The following is an 18,343-nucleotide window of genomic DNA, read 5'->3' on the forward strand; positions in this document are numbered from 1 at the left end:
GCGGCTCGGGCGTGACCGTCACAGAAGGCCGGCCGGGCGAGGAGCCGGGCGCGCGCAATCCGCGCGCGCTGCGCAGCTTCGACGGCTTGAAGCCGGGCGACGCGCTCGTCCATTCGGCCTTCGGCGAAGGCGAATTTCTCTCGGCCGGCCGGGACTACGTCGAGATCCGTTTCGGCATGGGCGTGCGCAAGCTGTCGGCCGCGGCCTGCATCGGCGCGGGCATGCTGACGCGCCGCTAGCCGCCTTCTTTTTTGGACGCCTCCCGCATAAGCTTGGAAAGGGAACGCGGACAAACGCTCGGAAGGGGGACGCACGATGCGCAGATGGGGGAGAAGAGGCTGGCGGAGCAGAGGCGTCCGGCGCCGGTCCGGCGGCGCGGCCGGCGGCAAGAAGCCGAACCGCCGCCGGAGGCTCGTGCTGTTTCTCGCGCTCCTCTTTTTGATCTTCTTCTTCCAGACGTTCATCTTCGTCGAGCGGAATTTGCAGAAGCCGCTGATGGCTGTCGCGCAGGTGCGCGTCAAGCAGGAAGCGACGCAGGCGATCAACAAGTCGATTACCGATCAGGTGGCGGAGACGACGAACGCCGACAAGCTGATCGAGTGGAAGACGAACGCCGCCGGCAAAATCTCCGGCTTCATGCTCAATTATTCCGAGCATATGCGAATCACGTCCGAGACGATCGACACCGTGCAGCGGACGCTCGACCGGATGGGGGACATCCCCGAGAAAATCCCGCTCGGCCAGGCGCTGGGCAGCGCGATCATCGCGTCGTTCGGGCCGCGCATCCCCGTCAAGTTCGAACCGATCGGCGCCGTGAAGGTGGACTTGAACACCCGGCAGAAGGACGCCGGCATCAATATGATTCTCGTGGAAGTGTACATGCACATCGTGGCGGAGGTGTCCATCATCATTCCGTTCGACACGAAACCGGAGCTCGTGGAGACGGAGATTCCGATCTCCTATCTGCTCGTCGTGGGCGACGTGCCGACGTATTATTACGACGGGAACGGCAAGCCCGTCGGCGATTCCGCGCCGAACGCGCCGAGCATCGCCATTCCGGCGAATCCCGGCGCCAAGGAAGGCGACGCCGCGGGCTCTGGCGGCTCCGCGGGGGCAGACGGCGGCTCCGCGCCGGACGAGAACGCGCTGCCGGCGGACGCAGACGCGGGCGCGGACGAGGCGGACGCCGATTCGTGACGTCCGGCAACGCGAAGAAGAGCGCTTATCGGCTTGGGACCGGATAAGCGCTCTTCTTGTTTGTCGCGCGGCTCCGGGAGCGGGGCTGCGCCCAGCCGCGGGATTACCGTCTCCCGGCGCGCAGCGCGCGGCGTTCCTCGGATTCCCACTGCCGCAGGCTCGGATACGGGTCGAAGGACCATTCCACGAGTCCGCGGTCGCGGTAGATGCCGTAATGCAGATGCGGCGGGAATTTGCCTTGCGTGCCGGGACGGCCGTAGCCCGAACTGCCGACCCAGCCGATCGTCTGCCCCGGCTTGACGATGGCGCCGACGGCGATCGTCTTGTCATAGCCGGACAGATGCGCATAGTAATGATAGTAATTGTTGAGGTCGCGGATGCCGATTCGCCAGCCGCCGTAAGGGTTCCAGCCCTTCACCTCGACAACGCCGAAGCAGGTGCTCCGGACGGGCACGCCGTGGTTCGCGAAGATGTCCGTGCCCTCGTGGATCCGGTAGCCGCCCCAGCTTCGGCGCGTCCCCCACGTGCCTTTATACGAATAATTGTCGCCGATCGGAAGGGGGAAGGCGTGCCGGAACAGGTCGAGCTTGCCGTACGCCTCGTACAGGCGGGAGAACTGCCGGATGCGCTGCACGGCCCGCGTGTTGTGGTAATACTGCCACAGCCCGATGGCGAAATCGTCCTCTTCCGTGCCGTACTGCAGCAGGTGGTTGGCGACGGCGTACAGCAGGTCGGTATCGTCCGTGCGCCTCGCGAGCCCGTCGCCGTCGCCGTCTTCCCCGAGGCCGTGGAACCAATGAATGGATAGCGGAGACTGGTCGCCGCTGTCCGGGTTCAGCTCGCCGGCCCACTCCGTGTCGGTGACGAACACGCTGATGTACGGGCCGAGCTGCTCGCGCGTTTTCGGGCGGGCATTGGTCATCGTCCGCTCGTACTGGTCCACCGCGGCCAACCGATACCAGGGGATGCCCGTCACGACGCTGATCTCGTCGTACAGCACGCGCCGTTTGGCGTAGATTTCCTCTTGAACTTCCTTTTTCCGGGGCTCCGCCGCGGCCGCCCGTCCCGCGACCGGCTGCAGGAGCAGCGACAGCGCGAGCGGGAGCACCGCCATGAGGCGGAAAGCATATGATTTCACATGGTTCAGCCTCCAAACATGGGGCCGTCCGTTCGCCGCGCCGATCCGTCGCCGGCGCGCGCCGCGTCCGGCCGTTGCCTTAAAATGGACGCCTTGAGAAGCGGCGCCTTCCTGCTGTTATGGTTTGCAAATCATTGGTTTTTATCCGAAACATGCTATAATAAGACGGGAATCAGCGAACAGGAAAGCAGGTACAGCGCGATGAAAACCAAAGAGAAGCAACCTAAGCCGGATTGGCTGCGAATAAAATTGACGACGGGCGGCAATTATGCCGAACTCAAAGATATGATGCGTTCCAAGACTTTGCATACGGTGTGCGAGGAAGCCAAGTGCCCGAACATTTACGAATGCTGGGCGAACCGGACCGCGACGTTCATGATCCTCGGCGATATCTGCACGCGGGCGTGCCGGTTCTGCGCGGTGAAGACCGGGCTGCCGACGGAGCTCGACCTGCAGGAGCCGGAGCGCGTGGCGGAAGCCGCGGAGCAAATGGGCCTGCGCCATTGCGTGGTCACCTCCGTGGCGCGCGACGATCTGAAAGACGGCGGCGCGAGCATTTTCGTGGAGACGATCAAGGCGATCCGCCGCAAGCTTCCGCTTTGCAGCGTCGAAGTGCTCATTCCCGATTTCATGGGCAACTGGGACGCGCTGCGGGCGGTCATGGATGCCAAGCCGGATATTTTGAATCATAATATCGAGACCGTCGCCCGGCTCTCGGACCGCGTCCGCGCGAAAGCGAAATACGCGCGTTCCATGGAGCTTCTGAAGCGGGCGAAGGAGATGCAGCCCGACATCCCGACCAAATCGAGCATCATGCTCGGCGTCGGCGAGGAATGGGACGAAATTTTGGAAGCGATGGACGACTTGCGCGCCGTGGATTGCAATATTTTGACGCTCGGCCAATATTTGCAGCCGTCGCCGAACCATATGCCGATCGCGCGTTACGTGCATCCCGACGAGTTTGCGAAGCTGAAGGAAGAGGGCTTGAAGCGCGGCTTCAGCCACGTGGAATCGGCGCCGCTCGTTCGCAGCTCGTACCACGCGCACGAGCAGGTGAAATCCGCGGAGGAAGCCCGCACCGCATCCTTGTGAGAAGGAGTGAGAAGCAGCCTTGATCCATATTAGCGGCAGAACCTACGCATTAATTCACGAAAACAGAAACGGCTGGAATCTCGAGGCGTTCCGGGAACGGTACAGCGACGTGCTGGAACGGTACGATTACGTCGTCGGGGATTGGGGATACAATCAACTGCGTCTCAAGGGGTTCTTCCGCGACGGCCACCCGAAGGCGACGCGGGACACTTTGATCTCCTCGATGGCGGATTATATCAACGAATACTGCAACTTCGGCTGCGCGTACTTCGTGCTCGAGAAGCAGCCCGGCGGGGCGAAGCAGGGCGAGGACGGCGGTACGGGCGAGGACGGCGTAATCGAGATCATCGAGGTGCCGGACAGCGCCGAGGAAGCGTACCTGACGGCTTCCCGGGCGATCGCGGCCGCCAAGGCGGTCGAGGCGCCGGCTTCGGAGAACCAGCACGTGAAGTTCATGCCCCGCCACGAGCGGGACCTTCGCCGCGAGCAGCAGCGCAACCGGCACCGGGATACGGCGAAGGAGACGGACAAGGAGAAGGACGGCGGGCGCGAGAACCGCAAGCCGGCCGGCAAGGACCGCGACCACGGAGGCCGGCAAGGCCAGCAGGGCGGACGCGGCCAGCAGCACGATCGGGGCGAGCGCCAGGATCGCGGCGAACGGCAAGACCGGCCGAACCGGGGCGAGCGCCAGGACCGGTCGAACCATGGCGAGCGCCAGGACCGGCCGAACCATGGCGAGCGCCAGGACCGCGGCGAGCGCCACGAACGAGGGGAGCAGCGCGGCGAACGTCAGGACCGGGGCGAACGTCCGGAGCGTTCGGACCGCAACCGGGGCAAACGCCATTTCAATCCGAACCAGCAGCATCAGAAGGCGCCCGTGGCCGCGGCTTCCGAGCCGAAGCCGCAGTCTTCGCAGCCCAAGAACAAAGATTCCGCGCCGAAGCCGCAGCAATAGCCGGCTGGCGCGTCCGACGCAAAACGGCCATGCGGGCCTTGAGCCTGCATGGCCGTTTATTTGCGTTCCGGCTCGTCTCGCGGGAGCCGGCTGGCGCCCGCTGCACCTTCAGGCAACGGCAAGACCGAACAAGAAAAGACCGGGCGCGGTCATCCGCCGCCCGGTCCTTTGTTTGGTTCCGGGCGCCTGCCCGGAAGCTATAGATACTGCACGTTGTAGAGGCGGGCATACGCCCCGTCCCGGGCCATCAGCTCGTCGTGCGTCCCTTGCTCGACGATTTCCCCGTGCTCCATGACGACGATGGGATCGGCGTGCGTGATCGTCGACAGCCGGTGGGCGACGACGATCGTCGTCCGGTTGCGGGCCAGCTCCGCGAGCGATTCCTGGATCGCGTGCTCCGACTCCAGGTCGAGCGCGGACGTGGCTTCGTCCAGCACGAGTATGGCGGGATCCTTCAGGAAGACGCGGGCGATGGCGATGCGCTGCTTTTGCCCGCCGGAGAGCTTGACGCCCCGCTCGCCGATTTCGGTATCGTAGCCGCGGGGCAGCGACTGGATGAACGCGTGGGCGTTGGCCCGCTTGGCCGCTTCGATCACGGCCTCTTCGGAAGCCTCGGGGCTCCCGAGCAGAATATTGTCGCGGACGGAGCCGCTGAACAGGATGTTGTCCTGCAGCACCATGCCGATGTGGGCTCGCAGGCTCCGCTGCGCGACGCGGTCGATCGGCACGCCGTCGATCCGAATGCGGCCTTCCTGCACGTCGTAGAACCGGGCGAGCAGACTGACCATCGACGACTTGCCGCCGCCGCTCATGCCGACGAGCGCGGCGGTCGCCCCGCGCGGGATCGTCAGGTTGATGTTCCGCAGCACCCATTCCGTCTCGTGCTGGTAGCGGAACGAGACGTTCTCGAACGCGATGTCGCCGCGCACCGCCGGCAGCGCCGCCGCGTCCGGCGCGTCCTTCACCTCCGGCTGTTCGTCCAGCAGCTCCATGACCCGCTCGAGGGACGCCGATGCTTGGGTCAGCTCGGTCGACGAGTTGACCAGCCGGCGAAGCGGCGCGTAGAGCCGGTCCAGGTACCCGTAGAAAGCGACGAACTCGCCGAGGGTGAGCGCCTCCTTGACGACCAGGTAGCCGCCGGCGGCGAGCACGAGCAGCGGCGCGATCTCGGTCAGCGTGTTGATGATCGACTGCGTGAGGGCGTTCCAGCGGGTCAGCGCGAACGCCCGCTCGAGGAACGCGTTGTTCCGTTTGCCGAACTGCCGCTCCTCATGGCGCTCGAGCGTGAAGCTCTTGATGACCGGGATGCCGTTCACGTGCTCGTTCAGATAGCCCTGCATCTCGGCGAGCGCCTGGGAGCGGGATTTGGAATACCCGCGCAGCCGCTTGTACAGCTTCTTCACCGCATAGCCGTAGAAGGGCAGAATGGCGATGGCGACGAACGTCAGCGGCACGTTCATGCCGAACATGATGACGAGCGCGATGACGAGCGTGAAAATGTCCAGCCAGACGTTCATGAGGCCGGTCTCCACGAGCGCCTTGGTCTGCTCGGCGTCGTTCATCATCCGGGAGATGATCTCGCCGGACTTGCGGTTCTGGTAGAACCGCAGCGACAGCTGCTGCAGATGCGCGTACAGCTTGTTGCGCAGGTCGTACAGCACCCGGCTCGTCGTGAACTGGGCGAAATATTGGCGGAAATATTCGATCGGATACCGAAGGACGACGAAAATCAAAAAGGCCAGCCCGACTGCTTTGAACAGCCGGGCGGTTTTGTCGGCGGCGGGCAGCTTGGCGAGCAGCACGTCGTCGACGACGTATTTGATGAACAGCGGCAGCGTCAGCGGAATCGCGAACTTGACGGCGCCGATGAGCAGCGTCAGCGCGACGAGCCACTTGTACGGCTTGACGAGGCGGTAGAAGGCGCGATACCGGTTCATATCACTTCAGTTCGTAGCCCAGGAACGCTTCCCGGACCCGGTTCCAGAACGGGAACGGCCGATAGCGGGCAAAGCTGATTTTGCGCGAGGACACGCTGCACCGGATGGAACGGATGTCGTCGCGCGTGATGTTCAGGTGGTCGAACGTCAGCTGCAGCCGCTGGTCTTTGCGCGAAATGATGTCGCAGTGGTGATGCTGCGGCAGGACGACGGAGGAGCCGAGCGTCCGGTACACCCGGTTGTTGATGGACGCGATTTCGGCAATTTGGAGACAGTCGATGGAAGGATGGATGACCGCGCCGCCGAGGCTCTTGTTGTAGGCGGTGCTCCCGCACGGCGTCGAGACGACGATGCCGTCGCCGCGGAACATCTCGAAGAGCTCGTCGTTGATGTCGATCTCCGCGACGAGCGTGTTGTCCACGCCCTTCAGCGTGAATTCGTTGACCGCGATGTAGGTGGACAGGCCTTCGGACGTGTCGAGCACGATTTCCGCGAGCGGGTAGCGCACGATCTTCGGTTCGTCCTCCGCCATCATGCCGACCAGCGTCTCCAGCTCGTCGGCCTTCCAGTCGGCGAAGAAGCCGAGATGGCCGGTGTGGATGCCGACGAAGGCGATGTCATCGATCCGGTCGATATGGGTATGAAAAGCTTGCAGCAGCGTTCCGTCGCCGCCGATGGAGATGACCGTCTCGGGCCGCTCCTCGTTGCGCTTCAGACCGCGGGCCGCCGCGAGCGTATGGAAATCGGCGGCCAGCTGCTTGGACAGCTTGTCGCCTCTGTCAATGACGTCGTAATTCAAAAGTTCTAGCCCCTTCCGCACGGCAGGGCGTTCCGAAGGGACGGTCCGCGCCGCGTTCGGGCGGCGGCCGCTTCGGGGCGCGTCAGCCGGTTTCTTCTTGCATCATAGCCGAAAACGGGGCCGAACACAACGTTACGCGGCCGGTCCGAGCCATCCCCAAAGCGCGTAAATAAGCGCGGCGGCGATGAAGCCGTGCAGCAGGCGGGCCAGGAGAAAAGGCTTATAGCGGAGGTCCGTGCGGCTGAGCAGGCTGGCGACCTGGGCATGCACGGACAAGCCGGCCCAGGAGAGCACGAACGCGGCGATCGCCGCCTGGTGCATGAGCCCGCTGCCCGCGGCTCCGCCCGCTGCGCGCGCGCCGAGCGTCACCTCGAAGAGGCCGCTCACGACGGCGTCGGACAGCGCGGCCGGCACGCCCGCGAACCCGAGCAGCAGGCGCACCGCGGCGGCAAGCACCTCGATGCCCCCGGTCTGCCGGAGCAGCTCCATGACGACGGAGAACACGACGACGAGGCCGCCGACGACGATCATGAGGCGCAGCGCGGCCTGCACCGAATCCTGCAGCAGCGTGCCGAGCGAGCGGCCGTCCAGCATGCGCGCCTCGTGCATGGCCCGGATCGCTTCGGCGAACCGGCCGCGCTTCCATCCGCGGGGAGCCGCCGCCTTCGCCTCGGCGCTGGCCGGCGCATGGCGATCGTGGAACCGCATCAGCAGCCCGATGATCAGGCCGCCGCCGTAATGCGCCGCGGCCAGCACGGGCGCGAGCGCGGCGCTGTGGAAGAACCCGACCGACACGGCGCCGATCAGGAAGATCGGGTCCGAGGTCGTCGTGAAGGCCACGAGCCGCTCGCCCTCGGCGCGGTTGATGAGCCGCTGCTCCCAAAGCTGGGCGGTCAGCCGCGCCCCGACGGGATAGCCCGACGCGTAGCCCATGGTGACGACGAAGCCGCCGATGCCCGGGATGCGAAAGAGGGGCCGCATGAACGGATCCAGCATTTTGCCGAAGAAGTGGACGATGCCGAAGCCGAGCAGCAGCTCGGAGATGACGAAGAAGGGGAAGAGCGCCGGGAACAGCACCTCCCACCAGATCGAGAGCCCCCGGAGGGACGCCTCGAACGCCTGGGCGGGAAAAGCCGCGAGCAGCAGCGCGAGCAGGGCCGTCGACCAGGCGGGAACGACGGACGGACGAAGCAGGAAACGGACGATATGCAAAGGGAGTTCCCTCCTATGGGCGAATGGAATCGGGCCTACTACTGCTATATGTTCCGGCGCGGACAATCATCACTTGTCCCCGGGGATCTCGTCCGGAAAAGCCCTGAAAATGCCGGGTTTGCGCAAAAATATTTTTTTGAGAACGCTTGCAAAACCTGCTGTCTTTTTGGTTGCGATATGGTACAATCGGAGTAAGACAAACGCTAGAGGTGATGGGTATGAGTATTCTAGCCGGCATTCTTGTCTGCGCCTTCGTTTACGTCATCCGCGAGTCGCTGGTGGCTCCCGGAGAAGAGGATTACGAGAGTTGATCCGTCGTTCAAAAGTTTCATACTACGCCGCAATGCCCTCTTGCGAGAGGGCATTTTTTTGATGTTTTCGTCCCGGCCGAAAGGCCGAAAAGTTTGGTATACTAATCCCAAAGACCTAAAAAACGGAGATGAAGATGACGATGAATAACTATAGCACTATTTTCGAAGCCGTCGGAGGCGTCGCGGGAATCAGGCGGATCGTAGAGGCCTTTTATCCCAAGGTGCTGCGCAATCCGCTGATCGGACCGCTGTTTCCGGCCGAGATCGATCCCGTCATGGACCGGCAAACGCTGTTTCTGTCGCAGTTCTTCGGCGGCCCCCCTCTGTACTCGGACGAGTACGGCCATCCCATGATGCGCGCCAGACATCTGCCGTTCCCCATTACGCCGGAACGCGCCGAGGCTTGGCTGGGCTGCATGCGGGAGGCGCTGGCCGAGACGGATCTGCCGCAGGAGCTGCAGGCGATCATCGTGGACAGGCTCTCGGGGCCGGCGCATCATTTTATCAACCAACCCTAAACGATCTGGAGACGTGATGACGAATGGAACTGGAGCCGCTATACTCGACCGCCAAAACCTGCCCCTGCTGCGGTGCTTCCTTTCAAACGTCGCGCGTCCGTCCCAGCTTCAAGAAGGCGGACAGCCGGGAAACCGACTTTCAAGCCGCGTACAAGACCGACGTTAACCCGGATTATTACGTCGTCTTCGTCTGCCCGGGCTGCGGCTTCGCGACGACGGAGAACGGCGCGGCGGCCATGACGGACGCCGAGCGGGAGCTGTACTACGAGCGGATCGGCTCGCGCTGGACGCGCCGGGATTACGGCGGCAGCCGGACGCGGGAGCAGGCGGCGGACTGCTTCAAGCTCGCGCTGCTGTGCGCGGGCATCGTCGGCGAGAAGGAGCGGGTGGTGGCGGGCATTCTCCATCATCTCGCCTGGCTGTACCGTTCGGCGGGGAACGTCGGGCAGGAGCGGCGCTTCCTTCGCTACGCCCTGGACGCATACGTCGCCGTGTTCGAGACGGAAGGCGTCTCGCTCAACAACGCCAAGCTGATGTATTTGATCGGGGAGCTGCACCGGCGCCTCGGCGAGCCGCGGGACGCCGTCCGCTGGTTCTCCCGCGTCGTGAACGACAAGAAGATCACCGACGCCGCGATGATTCGCGCGAGCCGCGAGCAGTGGCAGCTGATCCGCGAGGAGCAGACGGGCCTCGGCGAGGACGCGGCCGCCGACATCGCGTAGCGGCAAGACGAAAAAGCCGCCCGGACTTGGGAGTCCGGGCGGCTTTTTCGCCGTTCGTACGGAAGCGGTTCGGCCGGCGGGTCCGGCTGGCTATGCGCGTGCGGCGGTTCGGATGCGGTCGCGTCAGGCTAGCTCGGCTCAGGCGCGGCGCAGTACGGTGTCCGTTAACAGGTAGTCCTGGTCCGTGTCCAGGACGGTCACTTTATTATGGCAGCAGGGAAAGACGAGCAGCTTCTTTTTGCCGCCGCGGATTTCGGCCAGCTCCTTCGGCCGCATCGGGAGCAGGACGTTGTCTTGCCCGCAGAACGGGCAGGAGGCGACGTACACGTCCTTCATGACGACGTCGTAAGGCCAGGCGCGCTCGAACGGAATCACGGCTTGCCGTCTCCTTCGGCGCCGTCGCCGCCCGCGGGCTTGGCGTCGGCCTTCGCCAGCTCGGCGATTTTTTGCAGCAAAATATGCTTCGGCATATGCATGAGATGCTCCAGCGGCACGTTCAGTTCCTTGGCCAGCTTCACGGCCGTCTCGGGGGACAGCTGCAGCGGTTGGGACATCTTCGTCAACTCCTTTATCGATCGAATCGTAGGAACGGAAGGCTTGCCTGCATAGGATTGGTAAAAGGACGGCCCTTGCCGTTATAATCAGTTATACACCGATGCGCTTCGTTGCGCAATGCGAAACGGCCCCGGTTTCGCGCGGATGACGAAGAGCGGATGCCGAAGAGCCGCGTCCGCGGGGCGCTCGCGGGTTTCGACCGCAGGGCCGGATGTCCGGCTTGGGTTGACTTAGTGAAGAATACGAACTTATTCGAGGAGGAACCTACAATGACAACCTCTTATCCGATGACTTGGGACTTGGACGCGATTTATCCGGGCGGCTCGGGTTCCGCGGCTTTTCTGGCGGAGCTGGCCGGCATGGAACGCGACATCGAGGCGCTGGCCGGCGAGCTTGCCGCGCTGCCGGCGGACGCCGCGCCGAGCGAGTCGCAGCTGAGCGCCTGGACGGCCGCGGTGCAGTCGATCCTGCTGCGGCTGCGCCAATCCGATTCGTTCGTCTCCTGCCTGCAGGCGCAGCAGATGAAGGACGCCGCCGCGAACGGCCTGAACGACCGCGTGAAGACGATGTCCGCGAAGTTCAATTCCGCGCTGGCCCGCTACGACGAGCAGCTGCTGCGCGTCGACGGCGCGTCGTGGGCGGCGTGGCTGAAGGATGGCGACGCGGCGCAGGTCGCGTTCGTGCTGAACGAGCGCCGCGAAGCGGCGAAGGAGAAGCTGCCGCCGGAGCAGGAGGCGTTGGCCGGCGAGCTGGCGGTCGACGGCTATCACGGCTGGGGCGACTTCTATAACACGATCGTCTCGCGCATCCGCTTCGACGTGACGGAGGAGGACGGCACCGCGATGGCGCTGTCCGCGGGACAAATGTTCAACCGCCTGTCGAACAGCGACCGGTCCGTGCGCGAGACCGCCTTTCAAGAGTGGGAACGCGGTTGGGGCGAGCAGGCGGATCTGTGCGCCGATACGCTGAACCGCATCGCCGGCTTCCGCCTGAAGCTGTACGGCAAGCGCGGCTGGGATCGCGTGCTGAAGGAGCCGCTCGACATGAACCGGATGACCGCCGCGACGCTGGACGCGATGTGGGCGGCGGTCGCGGAGGGCAAGCCGAAGCTCGTACGCTACCTGGAGCGCAAGGCGAAGCTGCTCGGCTTGGACAAGCTCGATTGGCACGACGTCCACGCGCCGCTCGGCCAAGTCGAGAAGAAGGTGTCGTACGACGAAGCGGCCGCGCTCATCAAGGCGCAGTTCGGCGCGTTCAGCCCGGACCTGGCGGCGTTTACGGAAATGGCGTTCCGCGACGCGTGGATCGAGGCGGAGGACCGCCCCGGCAAACGGCCCGGCGGCTTCTGCACGGCGTTCCCGAAGAGCGAGCAGACGCGCATCTTCATGACGTACTCCGGCACGCCGGACAACGTCTCGACGCTGGCGCACGAGCTCGGCCACGCCTATCACCAGCACGTCATGAACGACCTGCCGCCGCTGGCGCAGGAGTACGCGATGAACGTGGCGGAGACCGCGTCGACGTTCGCCGAGATGATCGTGGCGGATTCCGCGCTGGAAGCGGCGACGGACCGCGAAGAGAAGCTGGCGCTGCTCGACGAGAAGCTGCAGAACGCCGTGGCGTTCTTCATGAACATCCACACGCGGTTTATTTTCGAGAACCGGTTCTACGAGAAGCGCCGCGAAGGCATGGTCAGCCACGAGGAATTGAGCGCGCTGATGGCGGACGCGCAGCGGGAAGGCTTTAGCGGCGCGCTGGGCGAGCTGCATCCCCATTTCTGGGCGTCGAAGCTGCATTTTTACTTGACGGACGTGCCGTTCTACAATTTCCCGTACACGTTCGGCTATCTGTTCAGCGGCGGCATCTACGCCATCGCCAAGAAGGAAGGCGCGACGTTCGCGGACAAGTACGTGGCCCTGCTGCGGGACACGGGCCTCATGACGGTCGAAGAGCTGGCCGCGAAGCATCTGGGCGTGCGGCTGGACGAACCGGGCTTCTGGCGCGAAGCGGTGGCGCTGCTGCTGGCGGACGTGGACGCGTTCCTGGCGCTGACCGAAGCGTGAGGCTATGGAGGATTGACTTCAGGCAAGTTCTGGCATCGCGGCGTAGGAATGAAAACTCCCTTGGCGTGGCATACTAGGCAGAGAAGGAACGGTGCGGCCCGCGAGGGCGTCGGCGCCGTTTTTCTGTCCTCTCGCGGGATGCATCGATGAATGCCGCCAGTTCGATCTTTGGATCGACCGCGCACCAAACGTCGTCTGCGAGCTGGATGATCACGGAAGGAGAGGTTGGCATGCAGCAGCAAGAGCAGACGTTTGTGATGGTAAAACCGGACGGAGTCCTGCGGGGGTTGATCGGCGCGATCGTATCCCGTTTCGAGCAGAAGGGCTTCAAGCTGGCGGCCATCGAAATCCTGACGATCGACCGCGCCCTGGCGGAGCGGCATTACGGGGAGCTGCGGGCGAAACCGTTCTTCGGCGAGCTGGTCGCGTATCTGACGTCGGGACCCGTGTGCGCCATGATCTGGCAGGGCTTGCACGCGGTCGAGAACGCACGCGCCCTGATCGGGAAGACGAATCCCGTCGAAGCGGCGCCGGGGACGATCCGCGGCGATTTCGCGATGGATATCGCGGGCAACATCGTGCACGGCTCGGATTCGGCGGCAAGCGCGGAGCGGGAGATCGGCCTGTTTTTCGGCCGGACGGCCGACGATCATCGCGCCGGCTGGCTGGCGGGGCTCGACGAAGCGCACGGCGGCGAGCATACGGTTCATTGACCGCCGGGTTCGGCGCGAACCGCGCGGCGGAAACAAGGGAAAGCCCTCGCGGTCCCGGTTTGGGGATCGGAGGGCTTTCGTTATATAAAGGGTTATGGGGTAGCGCGTTTGGACCGATTCGTATTAAAACGACTCGTTGATGACGAGCTGGCTGAGCGGCAGGCGGCCGGACGGACGCGCCGGCGTCGCCGCTTCGCCGATCGGGATCATCATGACCGGGATGTAGCGAGGCGGAATGTTCAGCGCTTCAACAAGCTTCGCTTTGTCGAATCCGCCCATCGGCACGGTGTCGTAGCCTTTCGCTTTGGCCGCCAGCATCAGCTGCATGGCCGCCAGGCCGGCGTTTTTGTTCGCTTCGTCGCGCGCGACTTGCTCGATTCCGTACGCGCCTTCGATTTGCTTGATCAGGTTGTCGGCCACGTCCTTCGGCACGTAACCGTCGCGTGCGGCGGCTTCATAGATTTCGCGGCCCGTGACGTGCGCCTGCAGGTCGCCGAGCACGACGACGACGGCGGACGCGTCGGACACTTGCTTTTGCCCGTAAGCGATCGGAAGAATCAGGTCCTTCTGCTCTTGCTTCTGAATCACGAGGAAACGCCATTGCTGCAGGTTCCACGAGGACGGCGCGGCCGCGGCCAGCTCCAGGATTTCGTTCAGCGTTTCTTGCGGGATCGCGACGTCGCGTTTGTATTGGCGCACGGACGCGCGCGCGCGCATGACTTCTTCGGCCGTCAGGTTAGCGGTCGTATCGATTTGGCTCATAGATAAGTTCTCCCTCTCCGATTGGAATACTTGTATTTATACGAAGCATGATGCGCAAAGCATCTCTTGTGCTGTCGGTATAGTCATTATAATTAACTTACAAAAGATAAGCAACTAATTTTGTTGTCATAATTATGGTTCCGATGGCCTAAGAAAAAAGTTGACTCCGAACGTATGTCCGTGGTAAATTATGGTCAAATCAACCCGTCTTACGCTACGGAAGCACCGTAACGCGCAGCAGTTCTGCGACGTTACGGTGCTTTTTTGCGTTCGTTTCATCCTCGAAGGAGAGTGGCAATCGTCATCATGAGCAAACGACATTTGATCGTGGCGGTCAAGGAAGGCGAGTACGTCGAGCGGTTCGCGGACTATCTCCGCGATTCCGCGTTCGGCGAGAGCTGGCAGCTGACGGCGTTCACGAATCCCGCGGCGCTTCGCGGCTTCATCCGCGGCGGCTACGCGATCGACCTGCTGGCCGCCCAGCCCGACATGCTGGGCGAGCTGGGCGAGCTGCCGGCCGATCTTCCGGTGGCGGCGCTCGTCGAGTATCTCGGCCAGTCCCGGCACGGGCAGGAGGTGCTGCAGTTTCAGCCGCTGCCGCAGCTGCTGCAGGCGTTCGCCGCGCTTTACGCCGCGGGCGGCAATCGCTTGCCGAAGGCCGTCCGCGAGGGCAAAGAACCCTCCGTCGTCGCGGTCTATTCGGCTTCCGGCGGCACGGGCAAGACGACGCTGGCGATGCAAGCGGCCAAGCAGGCCGGCATTCTCGGCGTGCCGAGCTTCTATTTGAACCTCGAGCAGTGGAACGCCTCCTGGCCCGCCGACGGCGGCGGAGGCGAAGACTTGGCGAAGCTGCTCTACGCGCTGCAGTCCGATTCCGGGCAAGCCGCCTCCGCCGTCGCCGCGCTGCGAAGGAGGCATCCGTCGCTCGGCTTGGACATGATCGCGGCGAGCGACAATCCGGACGAGCGGCTGTCGCTCGGCGCGGAGCAGGCGAAGCGGCTGATCGCCGCGATCGCCGGCACGGGCGAGTACGGCTGCATCGCCGTCGATTTGGACTGCAGACTCGACGCGCTGCACGCCGGCGTCTTCGAAGCGTGCGACGCCGTGCTGTGGCTGATGACGCCGGATGCCGTCAGCCTGCGCAAGAACGAGCTCGCGCTGGACTACGGCGAGCGGAAGTTCGGCGACGCGTTCGCGTCCCAGCGGCCCAAGTTCCGGTTCGTCCAAGTCGGCGGATCGTCTCGCGAACCGGCCGTGTACGGCGGACGGAACCTGCGGATCGACGCGGTGCTCCCGTACGTCGAGGAATGGGCGAGCGGCGGGCATTTGAGCGGCACCGGGGTGATGGCGCCCCATTACCGCGGAGCCGTCGAGACGCTCATCCGCAGGCTCGGGATCGCGTGAGGAGGCGGTTGGGATGAACGAAGAAACGGTGCAGCTCCTGAAGGAGCGCATCCGCGGCCAGCTTGAGCTCGACAGCGCGCTGACGGACGCGGAGCTTAAAGCGCGGATCGAGACTGCCGTATTCCGCTGGTGCGCCGATCACCCGCTTCCCGCCGGCGAGAAGGTGCAGCTGGTGCGCCGGCTGTTTCACGCTTTCCGCGGCCTGGACCTGATTCAGCCGCTGATGGACGATCCCGCCGTGACGGAGATCATGATCAACGGCCACGAGGAGCTGTTCGTCGAACGGGACGGCCGGCTCGAGCGGCTGCCGTTCGCCTTCGAGAGCCGCGAGCGGCTGGAAGATCTGATTCAGTCCGTCGTGGCGGGGGTGAACCGCGTCGTCAACGAATCAACGCCGATCGTCGACGCCCGGCTGAAGGACGGCTCGCGCGTGCACGTCGTGCTGCCGCCGGTCGCGCTGAAGGGACCGACGATGACGATCCGTAAATTCCCGGAGAAGCCGCTGCTTATGAAGGACCTGGTCGCGTTCGGGGCCATTCCGGACGAGGCCGCCGCGCTGCTCGAGAAGCTGGTCAAGGCGAAGTATAACATCTTCATCAGCGGCGGAACGGGTTCGGGGAAGACGACGTTCCTGAACGCCTTGTCCCAGTTCATTCCCGAGGACGAGCGGCTCGTCACGATCGAGGACGCCGCGGAGCTGCGCATCGTGTCCGTGCCGAACCTCGTCTCGCTGGAGACGCGCAACGCCAATACCGAAGGGAAGGGAACGATCTCGATGCGGGAGCTGATTCGGGCTTCGCTGCGGATGCGGCCGAACCGGATCATCGTCGGGGAAGTGCGGGGCGGCGAAGCGATCGATATGCTGCAGGCCATGAATACCGGGCACGACGGTTCTTTGTCCACCGGTCACGCCAACAGCGCCCGCGACATGATCGCCCGTCTCGAGACGATGGCGCTCGGAGGCGCGGACCTGCCGGTCGCGGTAATCCGCCAGCAGATCGCTTCGGCCATCGACGTCATCGTGCATCTGGCGCGGCTGCGCGACCGGTCCCGGCGCGTGACGGAGATTTGCGAGGTGACCGGGATGGCCGGGGGCGAGGTCGCCGTCTCGCCGCTGTTCCGCTTCGAGGAAGAAGGCGAGCGGAACGGCCGCGTCATCGGCGGATTGAAGCGCTGCGGGAACGGCCTGTCGCGCACATGGAAGCTGCAAATGGCAGGCATGTCGGAGATGATCGGAGGCGAGCGGACGTGAAGAACAAGAAGAACCGGGATCGGCCGAGGCGGGATTGGCTGGATTGGTTCGCATGGCCGGACGCGGAAGCCGCGAAGGCGCGCGCCCGGTCCTCCGAAGGCTTGGTCCGCTATGGCGATTACCGGCTGACCAAGCGGCAGTTCGCGGCGGCGGCCCTGGCCGGCGGCGCGGCGGTCTTCATGGCGGCGTACTTATTCTATCGCTCGGCGCCGGCCGCGCTTCTGTTGGCGGCCATCGGCATCGCGGCCCCGCGGCTGTACCGCAAGTTTCTGCTGGAACGGCGCAAGCTTCGCCTGACGCAGCAGTTTAAAGAAGCGCTGTATGCCATCGCTTCCTCGCTCGCGGCCGGGCGATCCGTCGAGAACGCGTTTCTGGCCGCTCAGGAGGATATGAAGCTGCTGTACCCTGGCCCGGGGACGGAAATCCTGGCCGAGTTCGAGATCCTTGCCGCCCGAATGGGCTACGGCGAGCCGCTCGAATTCGCCCTCGCGGATTTGAGCAAGCGGGCCGAAATCGAGGACATCGCCCAGTTCGCCGACGTCTTCGCGACCTGCAAACGGTCGGGCGGAGACATGGTGGACGTCATCCGGAGAACGTCCCAAATGATCGGCGAGAAGCTGGAGGTCCAGCAGGAAATCTCGGTCATGATCGCTCAGAAGCGGTTCGAGTCGCGGATCATGATGGCGGTGCCGTTCGTGTTTCTCGCGTTCCTGACCTTGGCCGCGCCGGAATATATGAAGCCGCTGTACAGCGGCGCCGGCTATGTCCTCCTGACCGGCGCCTTGCTGGCGCTCGGGCTGTGTTACGCGTTGATGTCGAAGATCATGAATATCCGCTTGTAAGGAGAATGGGCATATGATGGCAGCATGGGCGGCGGGCTCGGCCCTGACGTTAATGTGGCTCTACGGAATCTTATTGAACGAACGTATCGGGGGCGGAAGCAAGGAGCCGAAACGGCGGTGGATCGCGGGTCCCTCTCTGCAGCTGCTGCAGCGGAGCGGGCTGCTCGACCGGATGCAGCCGCTTGCCGCGGGACTGCACGGAAAGCTGCTGCTCCTGCACGGGCAAGGCTGGACCGCCGAGGCGAGCCGGACGTACATCGCCGAAGCCGCCGGCATGGGGTACGCGGCGGTTTGCGCGGGGTCTTGGCTCGGCGTCTTGAGCGGGGAGCCCGCGATGCCGCTCATCGGCTTGCTGCTCGGCTTCGTTCTCCCTGCCGCGAAGTGGAGGGACGTGGCCCGGAAGCTGGATCGCCGCAAACAGGACATCGTCCTGCTGCTGCCGGAGCTGCTGAATAAATTAATGCTTCTGCTCGGCGCGGGGGAGACGCTGCAGCGGTCGCTCGTCCGCTGTTCGGAACGAAGCGGCGCGCCCGAAGGTCATCCGCTGCTCGCGGAGCTGCGCCGGGTGAACGAGACCGTTCGGAACGGCGAGTCGTTCGCGGGGGCGATGGAGCTGTTCAGCCGGCGCTGCGGCGTGCAGGAGGTTTCGATTTTCACGACGACGCTGCTGTTGAACTACAGGCGAGGCGGCGATCGTCTCGTGCTTTCGCTGAAGGAGCTGTCTTACTCGCTGTGGGAGAAGCGCAAAGCCGTCGTCCGCGCCCGGGGGGAAGAAGCTTCGTCGAAGCTGGTGTTTCCGCTCGTCGGCATCTTTTTCGTGCTTATGGTCGTGGTCGCGGCGCCTGCCGTTCTGATGATGGGCGGGTAACGG

19 protein-coding genes are annotated in these 18,343 nt (G+C 64.2%); 12 read left to right on the forward strand and 7 right to left on the reverse strand.

The annotated features are described in order from the left end of the window. Nucleotides 1-239 (forward strand): hypothetical protein (locus I8J29_RS26435; protein ID WP_208850364.1); only part of this gene is annotated, 239 nt, incomplete at its 5' end. Between the two features lie 76 nt (nucleotides 240-315). Continuing rightward, nucleotides 316-1,197: a sporulation protein YunB gene (gene yunB / locus I8J29_RS26440; RefSeq protein ID WP_208850365.1), complete on the forward strand. Its 882-nt coding sequence runs from the start codon at nucleotides 316-318 to the stop codon at nucleotides 1,195-1,197. Nucleotides 1,198-1,300: 103 nt separating this feature from the next. Here yunB and I8J29_RS26445 read toward each other — a convergent pair whose 3' ends face one another. Then, nucleotides 1,301-2,311: a M23 family metallopeptidase gene (locus I8J29_RS26445; RefSeq protein WP_208850409.1), complete on the reverse strand. Its 1,011-nt coding sequence runs from the start codon at nucleotides 2,309-2,311 to the stop codon at nucleotides 1,301-1,303. Between the two features lie 108 nt (nucleotides 2,312-2,419). Here I8J29_RS26445 and lipA point away from each other — a divergent pair, with 108 nt between their 5' ends. Continuing rightward, entirely contained in the window at nucleotides 2,420-3,427 is a 1,008-nt protein-coding gene (gene lipA, locus I8J29_RS26450; RefSeq protein ID WP_208850366.1) for a lipoyl synthase, read from the forward strand. A 19-nt stretch (nucleotides 3,428-3,446) separates the two neighbouring features. Next, on the forward strand, nucleotides 3,447-4,382 hold the full coding sequence (locus I8J29_RS26455) for a YutD family protein (protein ID WP_208850367.1): 936 nt from the start codon (nucleotides 3,447-3,449) through the stop codon (nucleotides 4,380-4,382). Nucleotides 4,383-4,579: 197 nt separating this feature from the next. Here I8J29_RS26455 and I8J29_RS26460 read toward each other — a convergent pair whose 3' ends face one another. The 3 genes from I8J29_RS26460 to ylbJ all read right to left on the reverse strand — a co-directional run bounded on the left by I8J29_RS26460 (nucleotide 4,580) and on the right by ylbJ (nucleotide 8,324). Beyond that, nucleotides 4,580-6,319 carry an ABC transporter ATP-binding protein gene (locus I8J29_RS26460; RefSeq protein ID WP_208850368.1) on the reverse strand — a complete coding sequence of 580 codons (1,740 nt, stop codon included), beginning with the start codon at nucleotides 6,317-6,319 and terminating at the stop codon, nucleotides 4,580-4,582. A 1-nt stretch (nucleotide 6,320) separates the two neighbouring features. Further along, on the reverse strand, nucleotides 6,321-7,118 hold the full coding sequence (locus I8J29_RS26465) for an NAD kinase (RefSeq protein WP_208850369.1): 798 nt from the start codon (nucleotides 7,116-7,118) through the stop codon (nucleotides 6,321-6,323). Between the two features lie 132 nt (nucleotides 7,119-7,250). Then, the gene (ylbJ, locus tag I8J29_RS26470) at nucleotides 7,251-8,324 is read right to left on the reverse strand and encodes a sporulation integral membrane protein YlbJ (protein WP_208850410.1); all 1,074 of its coding nucleotides are present in this window, start codon (nucleotides 8,322-8,324) and stop codon (nucleotides 7,251-7,253) included. Between the two features lie 457 nt (nucleotides 8,325-8,781). Between ylbJ and I8J29_RS26475 the strand changes: the two genes are divergently transcribed. Then, nucleotides 8,782-9,159, forward strand: a complete 378-nt coding sequence (locus tag I8J29_RS26475) for a globin domain-containing protein (protein ID WP_208850370.1) — start codon at nucleotides 8,782-8,784, stop codon at nucleotides 9,157-9,159. A 23-nt stretch (nucleotides 9,160-9,182) separates the two neighbouring features. Further along, nucleotides 9,183-9,881, forward strand: coding sequence for a DUF2225 domain-containing protein (locus I8J29_RS26480; protein ID WP_208850371.1), 699 nt, complete (start codon nucleotides 9,183-9,185; stop codon nucleotides 9,879-9,881). Nucleotides 9,882-10,019: 138 nt separating this feature from the next. On the opposite strand, the gene I8J29_RS26485 is transcribed toward I8J29_RS26480, so the two are convergent. Both I8J29_RS26485 and I8J29_RS26490 read right to left on the reverse strand, forming a co-directional pair. Further along, on the reverse strand, nucleotides 10,020-10,256 hold the full coding sequence (locus I8J29_RS26485; RefSeq protein ID WP_208850372.1) for a hypothetical protein: 237 nt from the start codon (nucleotides 10,254-10,256) through the stop codon (nucleotides 10,020-10,022). Continuing rightward, nucleotides 10,253-10,435: a YycC family protein gene (locus I8J29_RS26490; RefSeq protein ID WP_208850373.1), complete on the reverse strand. Its 183-nt coding sequence runs from the start codon at nucleotides 10,433-10,435 to the stop codon at nucleotides 10,253-10,255. Before I8J29_RS26490 ends, I8J29_RS26485 begins: the two co-directional genes overlap by 4 nt. A gap of 270 nt (nucleotides 10,436-10,705) precedes the next feature. Between I8J29_RS26490 and I8J29_RS26495 the strand changes: the two genes are divergently transcribed. Next, on the forward strand, nucleotides 10,706-12,499 hold the full coding sequence (locus I8J29_RS26495; RefSeq protein WP_208850374.1) for a M3 family oligoendopeptidase: 1,794 nt from the start codon (nucleotides 10,706-10,708) through the stop codon (nucleotides 12,497-12,499). A 230-nt stretch (nucleotides 12,500-12,729) separates the two neighbouring features. Continuing rightward, nucleotides 12,730-13,212, forward strand: coding sequence for a nucleoside-diphosphate kinase (gene ndk, locus I8J29_RS26500; protein WP_208850375.1), 483 nt, complete (start codon nucleotides 12,730-12,732; stop codon nucleotides 13,210-13,212). Nucleotides 13,213-13,335: 123 nt separating this feature from the next. Here ndk and I8J29_RS26505 read toward each other — a convergent pair whose 3' ends face one another. After that, on the reverse strand, nucleotides 13,336-13,965 hold the full coding sequence (locus I8J29_RS26505) for a nitroreductase family protein (protein ID WP_420831165.1): 630 nt from the start codon (nucleotides 13,963-13,965) through the stop codon (nucleotides 13,336-13,338). Nucleotides 13,966-14,280: 315 nt separating this feature from the next. Here I8J29_RS26505 and I8J29_RS26510 point away from each other — a divergent pair, with 315 nt between their 5' ends. The 4 genes from I8J29_RS26510 to I8J29_RS26525 are packed head-to-tail and all read left to right on the forward strand — an operon-like array spanning nucleotide 14,281 to nucleotide 18,340. Then, nucleotides 14,281-15,378: a P-loop NTPase family protein gene (locus I8J29_RS26510; protein ID WP_208850377.1), complete on the forward strand. Its 1,098-nt coding sequence runs from the start codon at nucleotides 14,281-14,283 to the stop codon at nucleotides 15,376-15,378. A gap of 13 nt (nucleotides 15,379-15,391) precedes the next feature. Beyond that, entirely contained in the window at nucleotides 15,392-16,630 is a 1,239-nt protein-coding gene (locus tag I8J29_RS26515) for a TadA family conjugal transfer-associated ATPase (RefSeq protein WP_208850378.1), read from the forward strand. Continuing rightward, nucleotides 16,627-17,472 (forward strand): type II secretion system F family protein, encoded by an 846-nt coding sequence (locus I8J29_RS26520; RefSeq protein WP_338113291.1) that lies wholly within the window; start codon nucleotides 16,627-16,629, stop codon nucleotides 17,470-17,472. Before I8J29_RS26515 ends, I8J29_RS26520 begins: the two co-directional genes overlap by 4 nt. 13 nt (nucleotides 17,473-17,485) lie before the next feature. Further along, a complete protein-coding gene (locus I8J29_RS26525; protein ID WP_208850380.1) occupies nucleotides 17,486-18,340 on the forward strand; it encodes a type II secretion system F family protein in 855 nt (284 codons plus the stop codon). Nucleotides 18,341-18,343: the final 3 nt, after the last annotated feature.

Source organism: Paenibacillus artemisiicola, assembly GCF_017652985.1.
Taxonomy (GTDB): Bacteria; Bacillota; Bacilli; order Paenibacillales; family Paenibacillaceae; genus Paenibacillus_Z; species Paenibacillus_Z artemisiicola.